Raw genomic sequence first — 18,843 nt, 5'->3', positions numbered from 1 at the left:
ACAGGATCCCCCCTGGAACGGATTTGCGAGGACGTCTGCGCCTCCCTCCGTCATCGGAGAAGCAACCCCGCGCGTAGTTCACCTTTGACTCGGACGTTCCCCGAGCTCGTCCCGCGCGCTTAGGCGCCGATCTCCCGGCCGGCGGTGCCCAAGGGAGCGCAGCGACCGCCGGGTGTCGGCGGAACGAGGGTGCAGGGGCCGAGCCCCTGCCGCCGGGGTTCGGGGGCGGCGGCAGCCCCCGAGTCGTCACCGCGCGGATTGCGGTGGCTTCGGGATCGCGGCGACCGCGGCCGTAAGGGCATCTCGATCTACGCCGACATAGATCTGTGTGGTCGCCACGGAGGCATGTCCGAGGAGCTGCTGGACGGCCAGCAAGTCGCGGGAGGCGCGATAGCACTCCGTGGCGAAGCGGTGTCGGAGCGTGTGGGCCGTCCATCCCGGGCCGAGGAGGCGGGAGATGCGCTTGCCGATGTAGTCCGGGTGGACATGCCCGCCGAACCGCCCAGGGAAGGCCCAGCCCTGCCGGTCTTGGACGCGGCGCAGGAAGGGATCGAGGGCGCTGTGGATCGGAACGAACCGACGCGCGCCGCCCTTGCCCGTCACGAGCAAGAAGTCGTCGTCGATGTCGGCGGCATGCACGCAGGCGATCTCCGTGCGCCGGAGGCCGCCGAAGGACGCCAGCAGGAGCATGAGCTGTTCAGCGTCGGTCTGGGCTGCCTCTAGGGCATGGGCCAGGACGCGCATCGGCGCAGGGCGCGGCGTCGGTCGGGGGACCTGGACGCTGAGCAGAAGCTCCGACGGATCATCTGCGCGGATGCCGGTGACGCGAGCCCAGTAGAAGAAGCGCTTGAGAGCTGCGCGGGCCGAACGGCGCGTGTTCGGGGACCAATCGTGCCGCGCGCCCCAGCTCAGGATCTCTTCCGAGGTGATGGTGGACGGGGCAGCCGGCGCGCAGTCCACGGCTAACTTGGTGATCCACCAGACGCGCAGGTTCACGGTCCCTTGGCTGCGCCCGGCGGCCGTCAGCCATGTCGAAAACTGCTCCACGGCCTGACGCCATGACGGGGGGATGCGATCGCTCTGAGTCGACATCTGCTTAGTCTCGGTGCACTCCGGGAGGACTTGTGACGTGGCCAGTGCTGCCGGAACTTACAAACCAAGTAGAGAACGAGGTGCCGGCGTCGGTCCATGCTGTCGAGAGAGCAGGAGTTTGTGACATGCGGCAAGTGTCGCCAGCTTCGTGTGAACGCGGCGGTGTGACGGGAGCAGGGTGGTGCATCTGTCATCCTGATGGGATGGAGCTCACCATGAACGTGACTACTCTCGTGGTCTCTCTGATCGCTTTGATCGTGGCCGTCCTCGCTTTACTTCACGAGCGTTCTCAGTCAACGGCACATGCGATGTTGGTGGAGATCACTCCTGGTGATGGGCAACGTCCAGTCGAGCATGGGCAGCCGGCCAGCATCGTCGGCTGGACGGCACGCATCGAAATCTTGGGCCCCGCGCCGGTCCTCCAGGCTCAGCCATTGCTCTTTACAGAGGGCGATAGGCTCGCCAAGACGAAGGACGGAGATCCCACGGTGACGGCAGTTGTCGATAGGCAGCTCGTGCCGATCTGGAGCCCTGGGGATGCTCCGTTGGAATTGACGATCAGTCGAGCGCCCGATGGAGCCATGCCTGAGGAGATTCGGGCGGGTGTGACCTGGGCGGAGCCGGTTCCGTATGGAAAGGGGCTGATCTCGCGGGTTCGTCGGTGGCAGATTTATGTTCGAGGCGGTGCTGAAACCAGCAGCGCGACCTACTACTGGTGTCATTGGGGCAAAGGGCGATGGGCTCGGTCCCGTCGGCCGTTCTGGAGGCCGGAACCAACGAACCGGTGGGGCCGAGACATGAAGAAACTTCCGCTCCGGAGGCCAGATGAGCCGCACCAAGGTGACGCCCTGACGGATCGGTGATGCGAGCAGGTAGCTACCTACCCGCCGGCATCGGTGGGACTGATAATCCATGGGTCGTGGGTTCGAGCCCCACAGGGCCCACCCATTCTCTGACGCCCCCGTGGTGACCAAGTCGCCGCGGGGGCTTTTGCGCGGGTGGAGGCTTGTTTGGCCTGGATGACATCTTCTACTGCAATTAGGTCATCTGAGGCCCTTGCGCTGTCCGACCCCGTCCATACACTCGAACATATGTTCGAATCATTGAGTGGATGGGTGGGGAGGTCGCGATCATGCCGACGATGATCGATCAGCCGATCTCGGTGGCCGTCGCCCCGGACGGTGAACCGCGGTCTTTCATGTGGGGTGCCTACGAGTACGAAGTCATAGGGGTCCCCCAGGCCTTTTTCCGCCGCCGCAAGTGGTGGCGTGAGGCCGGGGACCTGACCACCATTGACCAGGAACTGTGGCGAGTGGAGGCGTCCTGCGACAGCACCGAGTTCCGCCTCTACGACCTCCTCCGCAGACCCGACGGCGAATGGGCGCTCTACGTCCAGTGGGAGTGATCCCCGTCTGACCTGACCAAGGAGCCAGCAGAACCAGCACTCGAGTACGTCCATGCCCTTCACGCACTTGCACGTCCATTCCGGATTCTCCGCCCATTACGGCACCACTTCCCCGGAGCGTTTGGTGCAGTTGGCAGCAGACCAGAAGTCCTCCGCACTCGCCCTGACCGACCGGGACGGGTTGTACGGGGCCGTCAAACACGTCGGAGCCTGTCACCAGGCAGGCATCGCTCCTGTCCTCGGGGCCGACCTGGCGGTCCGGGGCGACGACGGCGCCCCGCTGGGGCGCGTCGTCGTCCTCGCCCACGGGCGCCTCCACGGGGCCGGGTACGCCGCACTGTGCCAGGCGGTGTCGGCGGCACACGCCGTTGACACCAAGAACCCTTCGATCAGCAGGAATGACCTGGCCGAATGCATCGCCCACGGGCGCCCTCTCCCTCACGGGGAACGTCGCAGCAACACCGGCGGTTCCAGCTGCAGCGGGGACAGACCCGTGACGCAGGAGCCGCACTCACCTCATGCTCCTCTGCTGAGCATTCTGGTGGGGCCGGGCTCCGACGTCGGCCGCCTCGTGGAGAACCGCAGGTTCGGCCCGGCCCGGAAGGCGTTGGAGGGATGGATGCAGGCATTGCCTCCTGGCTGTTTGAACATTGAGGTGGTCTCTCGGCTGGCCGAACCCGGTCGGCCAGGCAGCGTCACCCCCGCAACACGCATGCTGGGGTTGGCCGAGGCGTCGTCGTTGCCCGCCGTGTTGACCAATGCGGTGCGCTACGGGACCCCGGAGGAGGCGGTCACGGCAGATCTGGCCGATTCCACCCGCACGCTGCTGCCTCTGGATCAGGTCGACCAACTGGATCCCACCGGCCAGGCCTGGCTGAAACCGGAACCGCTGATGCACCGGATCGCGCGCATGGTGGTCACGGTCGGCGACCACCAACGCACGGCCGCCGATCTGCTCGAAGCCACCGAACGCCTGAGTGAGCGCTGCGCCCTGGACCCCCTCGAGGACCTGGGGTGGGGTGTGCCCAAGATGCCCGAGGCCTCCGTGATCGGTGTCAACGGGGACCCCATGACCACGCTGTGGGAGCGGGCGCGAGCGGGGGTCGAGGTCCATTACCCCCGGGCCACCCGTCGTCGACGACGCGAGGTGGAGGACCGTTTGGCCCACGAGATGGCCACGGTGGAGCACCTTGGTTTCCCGTCGTACTTCCTGACCGTGGCCCGGGTGGCAGAGATCATCCGTTCCATGGGTATCAGGATCCAGGCCCGCGGTTCCGGGGTGGGGTCGGTGTTGAACTACCTGCTGGGGACCTCCGGGGTGGAGCCGTTGTCCAACGGTTTGTTGTGGGAGCGTTTCCTCTCCCCCGAGCGATTGAGCCTGCCGGACATCGATCTGGATGTGGAGTCGGCCAGACGGCACGAGATCTACCACCGGTTGTTCAAGGAGTTCGGGGAGCAACGGGTTTCCTTGATGTCGATGACCAACACCTACCGGTCCCGCGGTGCCGTGAGGGACGCCGGCCTGGCCCTGGGGCTGCCGGAGGAACAGATCGACCGGATCGCCAAGGAACTGTGGCGTTTCGACGCCAAGCATTTCCGCCGAGCCCTGGCCGAGAAACCCGAGCTGGGTGAAATCGCCCAACAGGTGCGGGAGTCCGAACAACTGGATCTGCTGGTGGAGTTGACCCAGCGGCTGGATTCCCTGCCCCGGCACATCTCCATGCATCCGTGCGGCGTGATCCTTTCGGACACGTCCCTGCTTAACCGCACCCCCGTGCAGAACAGCGGGCTGGGGTTGCCCATGTCCCAGTTCGACAAACACGACATGGACCCCATGGGCCTGATCAAACTCGACATCCTGGGAGTCCGAATGCAGTCCTCCATGGCGTTCGCCCTGGAGGAGATCCGGCGCAACACCGGCGAGCGCATCAATCTGGACCGTATCCCTCTGGACGATGAACCGACCTTCGAGACCATCCGCACCACCCACACGTTGGGGATCTTCCAGGTGGAGTCCCCCGGACAGATGGAGCTGGTGGGCAAGTTGCAACCGGAACGGTTCAACGACCTGACCGTGGACATCAGTCTGTTCCGCCCCGGGCCGATGAAGTCCGACATGCCCCAGCGCTACCTGGCCGCCCGCCACGGGTATGCCCGCCCGGACTACATTCACCCCCGGCTCAAACCGTTCCTGTGGGAGACCAAGGGCGTGGTGGTCTTCCACGAACAGATCATGCAGATCCTGGACGAGATCACCGGGTGCGGTCTGGGCAAAGCCGATGTTTACCGCCGCTGGTTGGGCAATCCCGACAAGATGCCCGCCATCCAGGAGCTCGTCTACACCCAGGGCGCAGAACGCGGGTTCCCACGGGGCGTACTCGACAAGGTCTGGAACATCCTGGAAGGGTTTGGTTCCTTCGGTTTCGCCAAGGCGCATGGCGCAGCCTTTGCCCTTCCCACGTACCAGAGCGCCTGGTTGAAGACCCATCACCCGGCGGAGTTCCTGGCAGGATTGTTGACCCATGATCCAGGGATGTGGCCCAAGGACCTGTTGGTTGCCGAGACCCGCAGGCTGGGCATCCCCCTGCTCCCGTTGGATGTGCAACATTCCGGGTTGGACTACGCCACCGAGCCTTTACCTGACGGTCGTACCGGGATCCGCATGGCCTTGGGTGAGCTCATGGGCAGTTCCGAGGCCGAACGCACCCGGATCGCCGGTGCCCAGCCCTTCAAGACCCTTCACGATTTCCGCGACCAGGTCCGCCCCCGCCGCACCACGTTCGAGAACCTGGCACGGGTGGGTGCCTTGGACTCGTTCATCGGTTATGAACGACGACGACGCCACGACCTGCTGACCTACGTCCGATCCATGACCGCGTCCGCGGAACAGGTTCCCCACGGGCAGTTGTCCTTCGACTTCGCCGTGCCCGTCCCGGAGCTCTCCGGGGTGACGGCACTGGACCTGCACGGTCAACGACAGGTGGATCTGGAACTCCAGCAACTCGGGTTGGGTGTGACCGAACACCAGATGCAACGGTTCCATCCGCTGTTCCGTCAGCTGGGGGTGGTCCCCGCCAAGAGGCTCGTGGAGTTGCCGGACAACACCGAGGTGCTGATCGCGGGGGTCCGTCGCGCCACCAACACCCCACCCATGCGTAGCGGCAAACGGGTGGTGTTCGTGAGCCTGGACGACGGCACAGGGCTGTCGAACATCGTGTTCTTCCCCGATGCCCAGGAACGCATCAAGAACAAGGTGTTCCGAACCAACTACATGTTGGTCCGCGGGGTCACCAGGCGGCAGGGTGCCCGCGGGATCAGTGTGGTAGGTGACATGGCCTGGGACCTGTTAACAACCCAGCGACAGGAGGACGTGCTGACATCAGGGCGCGTCTGGTCATATGCAAGCTAGGGGTCACCCGGGTACGGGGCCTGACCCCGGTTCTTGGACACGCTGAATCCAGCACGTGGTGCTGGGGAAGCGAGATGATCCGAGAACCATGGCCAGGAAGAACTACTCCGAGGAGTTTCGTCGTCAGGCCGTCGACTTGTACGAGTCCACCCCGGGCGCCACGGTCCGCGGCATCGCCGAGGACCTCGGCATCGTGCGCGGCACGCTGCGGGGCTGGCTCGAGGTCTACGGGACCGGCAAGAAGACCGCCGCCGACGGAACGCTGACCTCCAGCCCGTTGCAGTCCAAGCCTCCAGGGCCGAGCCCCGCGGTACCCGAGGGTGAGGCGCCCGAGCAGAGGATCGCCCGACTCGAGGCCGGGAACGCGGCGCTACGTGCCGAGAGGACCAAGCTCACCACCGAGCGGGAGATTCTCCAGCGGGCGGCCAAGTATTTCGCCGGGGAGACGCGCTGGTGAGTCGCTTCCAGTTCGTCGCCGACAACTCCGCCACCTTCGAGGTGAAGCGACTGTGCGCGCTCGTCGAGATCGAGCGCTCGTCCTACTACGCCTGGCTCAACGCCGCCCCCGCTCGCGCAGAGCGCGCCCGGGCAGATGCTGAGCTCGCGACGCGGATCAGGGCCGTTCATGCCGAGGACGACACCCAGGGGGCGCCGCGGATCACCGCCGAGCTCAACGACAACGCCCCTGCCGGTGAGCGCGTGAACCACAAGCGCGTGGCCAGGGTGATGCGGCTCGAGGGCATCCGTGGCTACGCGAAGAAGCGGCGGGTGCGGACCACGATCCCCGAGCCGTCGGAGCAGAAGTATTTGGATCTGCTCAAGCGGGACTTCACCGCCGAGCGCCCGAACCGGCGCTACGTCGGGGACATCACCTACCTGCCGTTGGCCGACGGGACGAACCTGTACCTGGCGACCGTGATCGACTGCTACTCACGTCGGCTCGCCGGCTGGGCGATCGCCGACCACATGCGCACCGAGCTCGTGGAGGACGCCCTCAACGCAGCGGCCGCGACCCGGGGCAGCCTCAAGGGCGCGATCTTCCACAGCGACCACGGGTCGGTCTACTGCTCCAAGGCCTACGCCAAGCTGTGCAGGAAGCTCGGTGTCACCCAATCCATGGGCGGCATCGGATCGTCCGCCGACAACGCGCTCGCGGAGTCGTTCAACGCCACCATGAAGCGCGAGGTCCTTCAGGACGCCGCATGCTGGACAGACGAGCTGACCTGCCGCCGGCAGGTCTTCAGGTGGCTCGTCCGCTACAACACCCGCCGCCGTCACACCTGGTGCGGCTACCTGTCCCCGTCCACCTACGAGGCCCGCCGGGCCGCTACACTGCCGACCGCCGCGTAATCACACCCTGTGTCCAAGTTCCGGGGGTAGGGCCCCCAGCGGCATGACCCACTGTTTCTTCTGGCGCCGGTGACACGGGCCGGATTCGGAACACGGCCCGAACTCAGGACCGCTGAAATCCGCTCAATGCGCCCCGGCTGCGGCGGCTTTGGGCAAGGCAAGCATGGCGACGGCGGCCAGCACGTAGGTGCCCACTTGCCAGGGCATCACGTGGGCCAGGGCATTCCCGAAGAGTTCGCCCGGCGTCGTCGATCCTGCCGCCGTTGCCGTGCCCGTAGATGTGAGCGCACTGAAGAAGATGGTTCCAAGGAAGGCCACGCCAACAGCCCCGCCGATCTGATTGACCGTGGAAAACACGCCGCCCGCGGCACCCGCTGCGCGGCCGGGAACACCGGCAAGGACAACGTTCACCAGAATCGGTGCGCCGAGTCCCAGTCCGAGACCACCAATGAACAGAACCCCAGCCAGAGACCAATATCCGGGTGTGGCGCCGTCGCGAACCAGCCACCACAGCAGCGCCTGTGATGCGGCCAGCATCAACGCACCGGTCACGAGGAGGGCCCGCCCAGCCTTGGGGGCAAAGGCCACGCCGGCTCCGGACGTCAGCATCGAACCGATGGCGTAGGGGAGCATCACCAGCCCGGTCTCCCAAGCTGACCTCCCGGTACCGGCCTGAAGGTAGATCGATAGCACGAGGAAGAACGACGCGAGGCCCCCGAAGAACAGCACCGATGCGGACAGCCCGGCCGTGAATGGGCGCAAGCGCAGTAACGCAGGGTCCAAGACGGGTTCAGCGCCCTTGCGCGTCAGTGCGTGTTCGTAACCGAGGAACCCGACCAGCACCAGCACACCGACGGCGAGCAGTGCCCACCCCCATCCCGGCCATCCCCAATCCCTGCCCTGCACCAGCGGCAGAAGGACCAGAAACACTCCGACCGACGCCATGACGGCACCGATGACATCGAGGCGTCTTCGGATCGGCGCATGGGACTCGGGTAGCACACGGACACCCAGAATCAACGCGATGATTGCGGTGGGGACATTGATCCAGAAAATGGTCCGCCATCCCAGCCCCCACAGATCGGCATCGACGAGCGCACCACCCAGCAACGGCCCTGCGACGGCAGCCAGGCCTTGTACGGCACCGAAAGCGCCAAAAGCCTTGGCCATCGAGCGGGGCTCGAAAGACGAGCGGATGATGCCGAAAACCTGGGGAACCATGAACCCGCCGGCCAGGCCTTGGACCGCCCGGACCGCAATGAGCGCACCAGCACTCGGGGCCAGAGCACAGGCCGCGGAGGCGATGGCGAAGCACGTCAGCGAGACCAGAAAGACCCGACGACGCCCATAGCTGTCACCGACTCGCCCTCCCGTGATCAGGCCCGATCCCAGGGCCAGCGTGTAGGCCGCCAATGTCCACTGCAACTGGGCCGGTGAGGCCTCCAGGTCCGCAGCGATGTGTGGGGCCGCAACCGTGACGATGGTGACGTCAACCAGATCCATGAACGAGGCGAAGAGGATGACAAGTAGCGCCAGGGACGCCGTTCGGCCTTGCACCTGTCCGGCCTCGCTCGGGTACGGGCTGTCGGAGCTCACGGCGGTGTTCGGCGGTGTCGGGGAGTTCTGCTGAGGTGAAGTCATGAGGCAACGGTGACTTGGGTACGGGACATCGACTGGCCGCTTCTTCCTGCATGCTGAAGTCATGGCTGATACCTCTGCCCGCACTCTGCGGCTGCTGTCGCTCCTCGGGGCACGCCTCGAGTGGGCTGGGCATGACCTCGCGCAGCGACTAGGGGTCTCAGCGCGAACCCTGCGGCGTGACATCGAAACCCTGCGCGAGCTCGGGTATCCCGTGGAAACGCTCAAAGGCCCGGGAGGAGGCTACCGACTCGGCACCGCAGGCAAGCTTCCGCCTCTCGTTCTCGACGACGACCAGGCCATCGCCATTGCCCTCGCACTTCAGACCGCTCCAGCCACGGTCACGGGCATCGACGACGCTGTGGGGCGTGCACTGACCACACTCCGTCAGGTGATGCCCGCGCGTCTGAGAGCTGCAAGTGAAGCGTTCCAGGTCACGAGCTTGCGCAACTACTGGGACTTCGCTGCCCCGCCCGTCGACGTCGCCACCCTCCAGGCCGTTGGGTCCGCGATCCGCACCAACCACACGCTTCGCTTCGACTACGCGGAACCGGACGGTCACTTCCTGGCACCTGCGGATCCGGGATTTCGCCCTCCCGCAGAAATCGAACCTCATCACCTGGTGGTGTGGGCCGGGCGTTGGTACCTCATCGCCCGAGAACCTGTCGCTGCCACCTGGGCCACCTACCGTGTTGATCGCATCAGGCCGAAGGCCGCCGTGGGCCGTTCCTTCACTCCGCACCCTCTTGGGTCCGATGATCTGGCGCGACTCGTCGTGCAGAACCCAGACAGGGGCGACACTCCGGGGCAATGGCAATGCGTCGGGACCGCAACCCTGGATCTGCCCGCAGACCTCGTCGCCCGGTGGGCGCCCGGAGGGTCCGTGGTGACACCCGTCGATCCGAAGCACTGCCGCCTCACCATCGGAGGCTGGTCCTGGGTCGGGATTGCGGGGCTCTTCATCACCTTCGACAGCAACCTGGCAGACATCACCCCGCCCGAGCTTGCCGACGCTTTCGCAACGATCAAACGCCGTCTTTAGCTTTCCCGCTTGTCGTCACCGCCGCCCGTCTGACCAGAGTGCCAAGATGACCCCATGGCACACCCACCGCACGGCCCGAGTCGCAAGGCCACATCGCCCGAAACCGTAGGTGCCCCAGACCAGCCCGTCACGTTGGTGTGGTTCCGTGACGATCTGCGGATCACTGATCACCCCGCACTGACCGCCGCGCGTGGCGACGGGCCGGTGGTCGCGGTGTGGATCCGTGAGGAGCGCGACGACGACGGCCTGGGGCCACGGCCGCTAGGAGGTGCGGCGCGGTGGTGGGCCCATCGTTCGCTCGAGGTGCTGCACGGAGAGCTTGAGGCGCTCGGCATTCCCCTGCTGTTCGCCGCGGGGCGGGCGGCTGATGTCCTGCCCCAGATTGCACGAGGACTGGGTGCTGACACAGTGCGCTGGTCGCGCCGCTACGCACCGGCGTCGCGCGAGCTGGACGCGCGGATCAAGGCCGCACTGCACCGGGACGGGATGACCGTGCACAGCCATCCGGGTTCCTTGCTTGTCGAACCCTGGCAGGTGAGCACCGGTGCCAACGAGCACTACAAAGTCTTCACACCCTTCTGGAAGGCGGCCCGCGAATTCCCAACGGGCGAGGCGCTGCTCGCCCCACAACTACAGACACCGCGGCACGACCTCTACCCTCGTATCGACGGATTGTGTGACGCCGGCGTCGTCAAGGACCTGGATGCCCTCGGCCTCCTGGACGGCACCGGCACAGGCCAGGGCGAATCGGCTGCGGCCCGCACACCCCGATGGTGGGCGGACACAGTGGCCCGGCACTGGACCCCGGGCTGCGCTGCCGCGCTGGATGAGCTGGGTAACCTGAGCCACGCCGTCGACGGGTACACCGACACCCGTGACCTTCCCGCCGATCGGCACGGCACCACCAGGCTGTCCCCGCGGTTGCGCCATGGTGAGCTCTCCCCGCGCCAGCTGCTCCAAGCGGTCGCCCAGGACCCCCATCTTCCTGACGACGACCGTGAAGCCTGGGTCCGCCAGCTCTACTGGCGCGAGTTTGCGTGGCACCTGACCTACCACCACCCCGGAGTCGAGAGCCGCCCCATGCGCCCGGAGTTCGAGGTCTTCCCCTACGAACCCGACGACGACGCCCTGCGCGCCTGGCAACGCGGGCGCACCGGTGTTCCCCTGGTGGACGCGGGAATGCGCCAGCTGTGGCAAACAGGCTGGATGCACAACCGGGTCCGCATGGTCACGGCCAGCTTCCTGACCAAGAACCTCCTGCAACCCTGGTGGCACGGCGAACAGTGGTTCTGGGACACCCTGGTGGACGCGGACGAGGCGAACAACGCCGTCTCCTGGCAGTGGGTGGCCGGCTGCGGGGCCGATGCCGCACCGTACTTCCGGGTCTTCAACCCCCAGACCCAGCGCGAGCGGTTCGACCCCCAGGACGCGTATGTGCGCGAATGGCTGGGCTCACAGCCCGAGGAAGAGCCCATGGTGGACCTCAAAGAATCCCGCCGGCAGGCGCTGGACGCCTACGACGTCATGAAGCATCGGTCGGGCCGCTGACCTGGCCCGTCCCGGTGGATTTGCGCTCGGCCGCGGCCAAGATGTTGCGCGCCATGGACGGGAAGATGAATCCGTGGAAGGGGTAGACCCCCCACCAGTAGGCCTTGCCCAGGATCCCGCGCGGGAAGTAAATGGCCCGCTGTCGGTACTCCGTGCCACCGTCCTTGGGGACCGCTGACATTTCCAACCAGGCCTGTCCCGGGGCCTTCATCTCGGCGTGCAACAGCAGGGTCCGCCCGCCGTCGTCGGTGTTCGTGATGGCTTCGACCCGCCACCAGTCGACGGCATCGCCCACGGCCAGTCGCTGCCGGTGGCGGCGGCCGCGGGTCAGGCCCACCCCGCCCGCCAGTTTGTCCATGACCCCGCGCACCGACCACGCGAGCCCCCAGGAGTACCAGCCGTTGTCGGCACCCACGGACTGAATGACCTCCCACACGGCGTCCGGGGAGGCTGCACCCCAACGGTGACGCTCATCCACATAGGTCGCGCGCCCGGACCAGTCGGGGTCGGAGGGCAACGGGTCCGACGGCGGTGTGTTGGCCGCGCTGGCCCACGTGGTCTCCACGTCTTCCGCGGCGATCTTGCCCAAGGCCAGTTGGACGGACCGGCGATAACCGGTCAAACCACCTTCAGGCGGGGGGATGTAGCCGTCGATGTCGTGCTCGGTGGTCACCGCGTCGTGCTGCAGGGACTGAACCAGAGGCACGGCCAAAGGGTGAGGGATGGGGGTGGTCAGGGCAACCCACCACCCGGCCAGTGTGGGCGCAGGAATGGGCAGGGCGTAGATGTAACGCTGATTCAGGTGGGCCTCGTGTGCGTAGCCGTACATGATGGCCCCGTACGTCAGGACCTCGCGGGAACCAAGACCGAACCGGCGATTGAGACCGGCGGGCAGCTCCGGCGCATGCACCAGGTAGTGCAACAAGTCCCGGACTGCGATCGACTCGATCTTGCGCAGCACCCAACTGGGGGCGGGCATCACGGGAAGGTTCTCCGTGAGGTGCCGGATCATCTCGAACGACGCTGATCCGGACCCGATGACCACACCCGCCTCGAACACGACCGCGGGGACCTCACCCTGCAGCAGGATGTCCCCGACGGCGGTCCGCGAGCGCATGTGCTGCGAGAGCTTCACGCCTTCCGGGTGCAGACCACCCAGATAGACGATGCGTTGCACCCCCGCACGAGCGGTGGCGGCGGCGACGGTTCGGGCCATGTCGCTTTCGGTCTGTTCGAAGGCGGCACCGGAGGACATCGAATGCACCAGGTAGTAGATGGTCTCCACGTCCTGACAAGCCCGTTCAACGGACTCGGCATCTCCGAGGTCCCCCTGCACGATCTCCACCTGATCGTGCCAGGGCACTCCCGAGAGCCGCTGCGGCGAGCGGACCAGCACCCGGACCGTGTAGCCCGCTTTGAGGAGTCGGGGCACCAGGCGCCCGCCCACGTAACCGGTGGATCCTGTGACGAGCACGCGTGAAGTCATATGGTCAGTATGCTGCAGGGCGCCGACACGCACACCGTCTGGGGCGTACCGAATGTGAGGTCCGCTCTCACAGAACCCGAACACCCGGCACCACGTCCGCGTGATCGGCGGCCACGGCTCGCACGCATTCCAGCGCGTACCGTGCCGCGGGGTTCTGCGCCACAGCGCGGCGCGTCCGCACCTGGATCCGTCGGCGTGGCCGGTCACCTGCCAGGGGGATCGACACGACATCGGCGCGGATGCGCTGGGTCACCAGCGATGGCTGCACGCTCACGTGATCACCGGCCGCGAGAAATCCCAGGACCGCCTCGAAATCCGACGGGTTGACCTCCACGTGCGGTGTGAACCCCGCTGCCTTGCAGGCAGATGCGATCACGCCGAACCACACGGAATCGAGTGGGTCGTCGGTCACCCAGGGCAGGTCCGCGAGTTCGCCGAGCGCCACACGTTCCCGCGCGGCCAGTGGGTGGGTGGCACCGACCAGCGCCACGTAGCCCTCCTCGAGCACGTCGGTCGATTCCCATTCCGGGCCGAAATCACCCGCCGTTGCGTCGACGATCGCGACATCGCCGCGGTAGGCCGCATCGCCTTGCGTGCAGTCCCGCAGTTGCAGCGTCAGCGCCAGATCCGGGAACGCTTGGCGCACCTCGCTCGCCACGCGTGGCAGCCACGTGGCCGCCACGGAACCCACGTAAGCAAGGGACAAGGATCCGGTCCTTCCCGACTTCAACTCTTGGGCCAGTCTTTCGACGTCGGCCAGGGCCTCCAGTGCCCGGTCGGCCCGGTCGGCCAGGGCCTTGGCGGCCGGAGTGATTACAACACCCCGGCCCGAACGTTCCACCAGCTCCAACCCGGTCTGATGCCGAAGCGCCGCCAGGTGCTGGCTGACCGCCGACGGGGTGTAACCCAGGGCCTCCGCGCTGGCCCGGATGGATCCGGTTTCGACGACGGAACGCAGCACGCGCAGTTTGACAGGATCGAGCATGCGGCCAGCGTAAAACAGTTCAGTACGACTGAACAGAAGGCAAGAAACGTTCGCTTGTCCTATGTGGTTGGCGGCCGCAGGCTCGAACCATGAACACCACACTCACCGGCCTCTTCGTCGTTGCTGCCATAGCCGTCATCACCGCGGTGCTGGGTGTCGCCTCCAGGGCCCTGGCGCGACGCTGGACCCGCGGTCAGGAGGTCACCGAACCGTCGGCAGAGCGGCCACTGGCCACGGATCCGTATTCGTGGCGGGAGGCGCGCGAGCGGCAGGTACGGCGCCGCAATGCGGAAAATGCCGTTGATCGGATGCGCCGTGAAGCCCAGGTTGCCCAGAAGGGCCTTCCGGATATTCGGAACGTGCCGCGGTGACCCCCAGATCCGTGCGGGCTAGCGTCGCTTCACCAGGCGATCTGTAATCCCGGCAGGTCGTCGAACACACGCTCCAGGAGCAGACCACTCACGCTCCGCCCTCCCACGCACCGATCTCGTCGTCGGGAAGGGGCTCGAAGAACGAGTCGGGGACGGAATAGGTGCCGAATCCAAGTTCACGTTCGCCGCTGTCCAGTGAGCATGAAGCCCGTCCCTTACGCGGTCCCGTACGTGCTCAGGTACCGCTGGATCCGCTCCGAATCCGAGGCGAAGAACTCCTCCGGGGTTCCGTCGAAGCCCACGGAGCCATCCGCCAGGAAGATGACGCGCTTGGCCACCTGGCGGGCGAACTCGATGTTGTGGGTGACCACCACGAGCGAACGACCTTCGGAAGCCAGGTCGACCATCACCCGGGTGACGTCGGCGGCCAGTTCCGGGTCCAGGGCGGAGGTGGGTTCGTCGAACAACAGGTAGTCCGGGTCCACGGCCAAGGCCCGGGCGATCGCCACGCGCTGCTGCTGACCGCCCGAGAGATTGTCCGGATACTCGTCCAGACGATCGCCCATGCCCACCCGGTCAAGAACCTCCTGCGCGCGCTCGCGAGCCTGAGCCTTGGAGAGCTTTCCGTTGAGCACCGGAGGCAGGCTGACGTTGTCCACCACGGTCTGGTTGGGGAACAGGTTGTACCCCTGGAAGACCATCGCGGAGTGCTTCCGGACAGATCGGATCTGGGCGTCCGTGAGACGACCGCCGAACGTGACGGCGTCGTCGTTGATGCTCAGGGAGCCGGTCTCGGGGAACTCCAGCAGGTTCATGAACCGCAGCAGCGTGGACTTGCCGGAGCCGGAGGGGCCCAGGATCACCGTGGTTTCACCGTCGCGGACGGTGAGGGAGGCGTCTTGGAGCACCTGGTTGTCGCCGAAGGCCTTGGAAACGTTCTTCAACTCAAGCATTGGTGCTCCTGACGTAGCGGTTGGAGACCTTCTCGGCACGTCCCTGGATCCAGGACAGGACGGTGAAGATGATCAGATAGATCAGCGCCACCTCCATGTAGAGGGCTAGCGGCTGGAAGGTGGTGGCCGCGATCTGGCGACCCACCTGGAACACGTCGGCCAGGGTGATGACCATGACCAGTGACGTGCCCTTGACCAGGTCGATCAGGTCGTTGCCCAGGGGAGGCAGCGCGATCCGCAGCGCCTGCGGGGCGATCACGTGCCGGAGCGTCTGCCAGCCGGTGTAGTTCAGCGTCTTGGCCGCCTCGATCTGTCCGCGGGGGATCGACTGCACGGAGGCGCGAAGGGTTTCGGCCGCGTATGCGCCCGTGTTCAGCGTGAACGCGATGATCGCGGAGACCCACGCGGAGAGCGTGATCCCGATGGCCGGCAGTCCGTAGAAGATGATGAACAGTTGAACCAGGATCGGGGTGCCGCGGAACAGCCACACGTAGAACCGGGACAGCCATTGCAGCGGTTTCACCCGGCCCATTCGCATGGCCGTGGCGATCACGGCCACGATCAGTGCCAGGACGAAGGCCAGCGCGCTCAGCGGGATGGTGACCGTGAGCGTGGCCAGGAGCAGTTGGGGCAGCGATTCTGCCCAGAGGGAGAAGAGTTCAGTCATGATTCCGGGGTGAGGTCGATGGACACGTAATCCCGGAAGATCTTGGCCAGATCTCCGTTGTCCATGTGGGTTTGCAGGGATTTGTCGATCGCGGCGCGCAGGTTGTCCTGCCCCTTGGGCATGAGGATCGCCGATTCGGCGGGCTCACCGAGCACACCGTCCAGCAGCCGGATGTCGACGTCGGGGCGCTGTTGGGAGAACGCCTCGAAGGTCACGAAGTCGTTGCCGGTCATGTCCACGCGCCCGAAGGAGACCAGCATGACGGCCTCGTCGAAGCCGGTCACGGGCACCAGATCGGCTCCGGCCTTGGCCATTTCCTGGCCGAAGTTGGAGGTCTCGGTCTGGGCCGCCGAGTGACCGGCGATCTCGTCGACGGACTGCAGCGGAGAGTCGTTCGCCACCCCCACCTTGCCCTCGCTCACGGCGTAGGGGACCGAGAAGTCGAAGACCTCCTGGCGCTCGGCCGTGGGCGCGATGTTGTTGATCACGATGTCGTACCGTCCGGCATCCACACCTGCGATCAGAGAGTCCCACTGGGTCTCCACGTACACCGGCTCGACGCCCAGATCGGCTGCGACCAGGTCAGCGATCTCCTTCTCGAAGCCCACCAGCTTCCCGGAGGAATCGTGGTACCCGTACGGCTGGAAGGTGCCTTCCATCCCGATGCGGATTTCGCCGGCGGACCGGATGGTCTCCAACAGGTCGCCCTGCGGGCCGGAGTCCGCCGATTCGTCGTCGCCGGAGCAGGCTGCCAGGGCGAGGCTCAGCGCCCCGATACCGGCTCCTCCCAGGAGACGACGGCGGGTGGGGCGCAGGTCCGCGATCTGTGTCAGCACGCCGGGGGTGTCAGGCCGCATCGATCGCACGGGTCAGGTCCTCGATCAGGTCTTCCGCTCCCTCGATGCCCACGGCCACGCGCAGCAGGCCGTCGGGAATCTGCGCCAGTTCGCGGTCTTCGGCCGAGTAGGCGCCGTGGGTCATGGAGGCGGGAAGGCAGATCAGGGATTCGATCCCGCCCAGGCTCACGGCGAAGCCGAACACCTTGAGTTCGGCCAGGAATTTGCGGACATCCTTGCCGTCGGCGAGTTCGAAGGCGAACACGGCACCCGGTCCGGAGGCCTGCTCGGACTGGATCCGGGCCTCGTCCTCGCTGAACGACCCCGGAACCAGCACGCGGCTCACGCCCGGGTGGTTGTTCAGCGCCTCCACGATGCGGCTCGTGTTCTCCTGCTGCCGGTCCAGCCGCAACCCCAGGGTCTTGACGTTCTGCAACAGACGGTAGGAGTCGATGGGGGACAGAACCCCACCGGAGATCACCTGCGACTGGGCAACGGTGGCGGCCAGGTCGCCGTCGTTGGTGGCCACCACGCCGGCCAGGAGGTCGCCGTGGCCACCCAGGTACTTGGTGGCCGACTGGACGGTCAGGTCTGCCCCCAGCTCCAGGGGGCGCTGCAGGTAGGGGGTGAGGAACGTGTTGTCCACGACTACCAGTGCGCCGTGAGCGTGGGCCAGATCCGTGATGCGGCGGATGTCGGCCACACGCAGTGTGGGATTGGTGGGGGTCTCCAGGAACACCATCTTGACGGAATCCGTGAAGTGGTCCTCCGTCAGCTGGTTCAGGTCCGGGACAAAGGTGGTGGTCACGCCGCGCTTGGGCAGTTCGATCGTGGCCCAGCGGTAGTTTCCGCCGTAGACCGGCAGGCCCATGATGACTTCGTCACCGGAGGCCAACATGCCCAGCACGGAGCCGGTGGCGGCCATGCCCGTGGCAAACGCGAACGCGTGCTTGGAGCCTTCGACGGCGGCCAGGGTGGTCTCCGCATCGGTGCGCGTGGGGTTGGAGCCACGCTGGTACTCGAACTCGCCTTCCCCGCCCTCGGTGGGCTGTAGGAAGGTGGACGCCGGGTAGATCGGCGGGGTCACGGCGCCCTTTTCGACGTCGTGCAACGCGTGGATGACGCGGGTGGTGAAGCCTGGCACTGTGCCTCCTGGCTGGGGGACGAAGATCTGGTTCTCGCCCCCCTCAGCGATGCGGGCCAGCGAAATAGTCCCGCCGAGGCGCCGGTGTGAGCTTCGCGTCAGGATTTGTGACTCCTGGTGTCCTGACCCTGGAAGTTTCCTGGATGCCGGCTTCAGCCCTTGTGCCCGTCGGCCACCTTCAACCACACGACTCCCGAGATGATCACGGCCAGCCAGACCGCCCGTGACGGAGTGAGGACTTCGTCGAAGAATACCGGCCCCAGTACGGCTGCGCCCACCGCGCCGATCCCCGCCCAGACCGCGTAGCCGATGCCGACGTCGATCCCCCGGAGGGCGCGGCTGAGGCAGAACAGCGTCAGCAGGAAGAACACAACGGCCACGACGGACCAACTGAGCACGGTGAAGCCTTGGCTCCCGCCGACCGACAGTGCGTAACCGACCTCGAAGGCACCTGCCAGAAGGAGCACGGCCCAGGATGACGCGCCTGAAGGCTGATGTTCGGCATGCGGATGCTGGGATGGTTGATTCGTGCTTGCGGTGGACATGCGACTTCCTTTCCTGAAGGGAGATTGCTGGGCGACGGCTTGTGGGCTCACGCGGCTCCGCAGAGCTGCAGCCCGACGACGCCGCCGATCACGACGGCGATCCCCACGGCTTTCCGCCACGCGAGGCGCTGTCCGAAGAAGAGCGCACCGAGCACCACAATCCCGACTCCCGCGATAGAGGTCCACAGCGCGTACCCCACTCCCACGTCGAAGGTGAGCAGGGCGAGACTCGGGAAATAGGCGGCGATGCCACCGCTGATCAGAGTCACCACGGTCCACCCCACGCGGGTGAAGCCCTGCGCCAAGCCGGCAGCCAGGGCAACGGTGATCTCGAAAACGATGGCGACGGACAGGAACAACCAGCTCACAACG

Annotated in this window: 16 protein-coding genes; 6 read left to right on the top strand and 10 right to left on the bottom strand. The window is 66.2% G+C overall.

What is annotated here, in order from left to right; genetic code table 11:
- Positions 1 to 246: 246 nt before the first annotated feature.
- Positions 247 to 1,092: a tyrosine-type recombinase/integrase gene (locus EDL96_RS13965; protein WP_123826252.1), complete on the bottom strand. Its 846-nt coding sequence runs from the start codon at positions 1,090 to 1,092 to the stop codon at positions 247 to 249.
- Between the two features lie 1,132 nt (positions 1,093 to 2,224).
- On the opposite strand from EDL96_RS13965, the gene EDL96_RS11470 reads away from it, so the two are divergent.
- From EDL96_RS11470 to EDL96_RS11460, 3 genes are all read left to right on the top strand, one after another.
- Positions 2,225 to 2,497 (top strand): DUF6504 family protein, encoded by a 273-nt coding sequence (locus EDL96_RS11470; RefSeq protein WP_123826250.1) that lies wholly within the window; start codon positions 2,225 to 2,227, stop codon positions 2,495 to 2,497.
- Between the two features lie 52 nt (positions 2,498 to 2,549).
- Positions 2,550 to 5,906, top strand: coding sequence for a DNA polymerase III subunit alpha (locus EDL96_RS11465; RefSeq protein ID WP_123826248.1), 3,357 nt, complete (start codon positions 2,550 to 2,552; stop codon positions 5,904 to 5,906).
- Between the two features lie 88 nt (positions 5,907 to 5,994).
- A protein-coding gene (locus EDL96_RS11460) for an IS3 family transposase (protein ID WP_123826246.1) occupies positions 5,995 to 7,256 on the top strand; the annotation gives its coding sequence in 2 pieces (ribosomal slippage) (positions 5,995 to 6,343 and positions 6,343 to 7,256; 1,263 coding nt in all).
- Between the two features lie 123 nt (positions 7,257 to 7,379).
- On the opposite strand, the gene EDL96_RS11455 is transcribed toward EDL96_RS11460, so the two are convergent.
- Positions 7,380 to 8,897 carry an MFS transporter gene (locus EDL96_RS11455; protein WP_123826244.1) on the bottom strand — a complete coding sequence of 506 codons (1,518 nt, stop codon included), beginning with the start codon at positions 8,895 to 8,897 and terminating at the stop codon, positions 7,380 to 7,382.
- 61 nt (positions 8,898 to 8,958) lie between these two features.
- Here EDL96_RS11455 and EDL96_RS11450 point away from each other — a divergent pair, with 61 nt between their 5' ends.
- Together EDL96_RS11450 and EDL96_RS11445 are read left to right on the top strand one after the other, a co-directional pair.
- On the top strand, positions 8,959 to 9,936 hold the full coding sequence (locus EDL96_RS11450; protein ID WP_123826242.1) for a helix-turn-helix transcriptional regulator: 978 nt from the start codon (positions 8,959 to 8,961) through the stop codon (positions 9,934 to 9,936).
- 54 nt (positions 9,937 to 9,990) lie between these two features.
- Positions 9,991 to 11,484 (top strand): cryptochrome/photolyase family protein, encoded by a 1,494-nt coding sequence (locus tag EDL96_RS11445; protein WP_123826240.1) that lies wholly within the window; start codon positions 9,991 to 9,993, stop codon positions 11,482 to 11,484.
- On the opposite strand, the gene EDL96_RS11440 is transcribed toward EDL96_RS11445, so the two are convergent.
- Both EDL96_RS11440 and EDL96_RS11435 read right to left on the bottom strand, forming a co-directional pair.
- On the bottom strand, positions 11,459 to 12,970 hold the full coding sequence (locus tag EDL96_RS11440; RefSeq protein ID WP_123826238.1) for an SDR family oxidoreductase: 1,512 nt from the start codon (positions 12,968 to 12,970) through the stop codon (positions 11,459 to 11,461). The genes EDL96_RS11445 and EDL96_RS11440 overlap by 26 nt on opposite strands.
- 67 nt (positions 12,971 to 13,037) lie before the next feature.
- Positions 13,038 to 13,955, bottom strand: coding sequence for a LysR family transcriptional regulator (locus EDL96_RS11435; RefSeq protein ID WP_123826236.1), 918 nt, complete (start codon positions 13,953 to 13,955; stop codon positions 13,038 to 13,040).
- An 89-nt stretch (positions 13,956 to 14,044) separates the two neighbouring features.
- Here EDL96_RS11435 and EDL96_RS11430 point away from each other — a divergent pair, with 89 nt between their 5' ends.
- A complete protein-coding gene (locus tag EDL96_RS11430; protein WP_123826234.1) occupies positions 14,045 to 14,326 on the top strand; it encodes a hypothetical protein in 282 nt (93 codons plus the stop codon).
- 215 nt (positions 14,327 to 14,541) lie between these two features.
- Here the strand turns inward: EDL96_RS11430 and EDL96_RS11420 are convergent, their stop codons facing one another.
- The 6 genes from EDL96_RS11420 to EDL96_RS11395 form a co-directional block, all read right to left on the bottom strand.
- Positions 14,542 to 15,279: an amino acid ABC transporter ATP-binding protein gene (locus EDL96_RS11420; RefSeq protein ID WP_123826232.1), complete on the bottom strand. Its 738-nt coding sequence runs from the start codon at positions 15,277 to 15,279 to the stop codon at positions 14,542 to 14,544.
- Positions 15,272 to 15,946 carry an amino acid ABC transporter permease gene (locus EDL96_RS11415; RefSeq protein WP_123826230.1) on the bottom strand — a complete coding sequence of 225 codons (675 nt, stop codon included), beginning with the start codon at positions 15,944 to 15,946 and terminating at the stop codon, positions 15,272 to 15,274. The genes EDL96_RS11420 and EDL96_RS11415 overlap by 8 nt, the downstream gene beginning before the upstream one ends.
- Entirely contained in the window at positions 15,943 to 16,782 is an 840-nt protein-coding gene (locus tag EDL96_RS11410; RefSeq protein ID WP_233568857.1) for a transporter substrate-binding domain-containing protein, read from the bottom strand. Before EDL96_RS11410 ends, EDL96_RS11415 begins: the two co-directional genes overlap by 4 nt.
- A 10-nt stretch (positions 16,783 to 16,792) precedes the next feature.
- The gene (locus tag EDL96_RS11405) at positions 16,793 to 17,926 is read right to left on the bottom strand and encodes a trans-sulfuration enzyme family protein (protein ID WP_123826228.1); all 1,134 of its coding nucleotides are present in this window, start codon (positions 17,924 to 17,926) and stop codon (positions 16,793 to 16,795) included.
- A gap of 152 nt (positions 17,927 to 18,078) precedes the next feature.
- Complete coding sequence (locus EDL96_RS11400) at positions 18,079 to 18,393, bottom strand: DMT family transporter (RefSeq protein ID WP_233568856.1); 315 nt, start codon at positions 18,391 to 18,393, stop codon at positions 18,079 to 18,081.
- A 125-nt stretch (positions 18,394 to 18,518) separates the two neighbouring features.
- Complete coding sequence (locus EDL96_RS11395) at positions 18,519 to 18,839, bottom strand: DMT family transporter (protein WP_123826224.1); 321 nt, start codon at positions 18,837 to 18,839, stop codon at positions 18,519 to 18,521.
- Positions 18,840 to 18,843 lie beyond the last annotated feature (4 nt).

Origin of the sequence: Kocuria soli, assembly GCF_003797835.1 — a bacterium.
Taxonomy (GTDB): Bacteria; Actinomycetota; Actinomycetes; order Actinomycetales; family Micrococcaceae; genus Kocuria; species Kocuria soli.
This window is presented reverse-complemented; position numbering and strand designations above follow the sequence as displayed.

Excerpts from the sequence above, each read along its gene's own strand:
- EDL96_RS13965 (WP_123826252.1), bottom strand. The coding sequence starts at position 1,092 with ATGTCGACTCAGAGCGATCGCATCCCCCCGTCATGGCGTCAGGCCGTG.
- EDL96_RS11470 (WP_123826250.1), top strand. The coding sequence starts at position 2,225 with ATGCCGACGATGATCGATCAGCCGATCTCGGTGGCCGTCGCCCCGGAC.
- EDL96_RS11465 (WP_123826248.1), top strand. The coding sequence starts at position 2,550 with ATGCCCTTCACGCACTTGCACGTCCATTCCGGATTCTCCGCCCATTAC.
- EDL96_RS11455 (WP_123826244.1), bottom strand. The coding sequence starts at position 8,897 with ATGACTTCACCTCAGCAGAACTCCCCGACACCGCCGAACACCGCCGTG.
- EDL96_RS11450 (WP_123826242.1), top strand. The coding sequence starts at position 8,959 with ATGGCTGATACCTCTGCCCGCACTCTGCGGCTGCTGTCGCTCCTCGGG.
- EDL96_RS11445 (WP_123826240.1), top strand. The coding sequence starts at position 9,991 with ATGGCACACCCACCGCACGGCCCGAGTCGCAAGGCCACATCGCCCGAA.
- EDL96_RS11440 (WP_123826238.1), bottom strand. The coding sequence starts at position 12,970 with ATGACTTCACGCGTGCTCGTCACAGGATCCACCGGTTACGTGGGCGGG.
- EDL96_RS11435 (WP_123826236.1), bottom strand. The coding sequence starts at position 13,955 with ATGCTCGATCCTGTCAAACTGCGCGTGCTGCGTTCCGTCGTCGAAACC.
- EDL96_RS11430 (WP_123826234.1), top strand. The coding sequence starts at position 14,045 with ATGAACACCACACTCACCGGCCTCTTCGTCGTTGCTGCCATAGCCGTC.
- EDL96_RS11420 (WP_123826232.1), bottom strand. The coding sequence starts at position 15,279 with ATGCTTGAGTTGAAGAACGTTTCCAAGGCCTTCGGCGACAACCAGGTG.
- EDL96_RS11415 (WP_123826230.1), bottom strand. The coding sequence starts at position 15,946 with ATGACTGAACTCTTCTCCCTCTGGGCAGAATCGCTGCCCCAACTGCTC.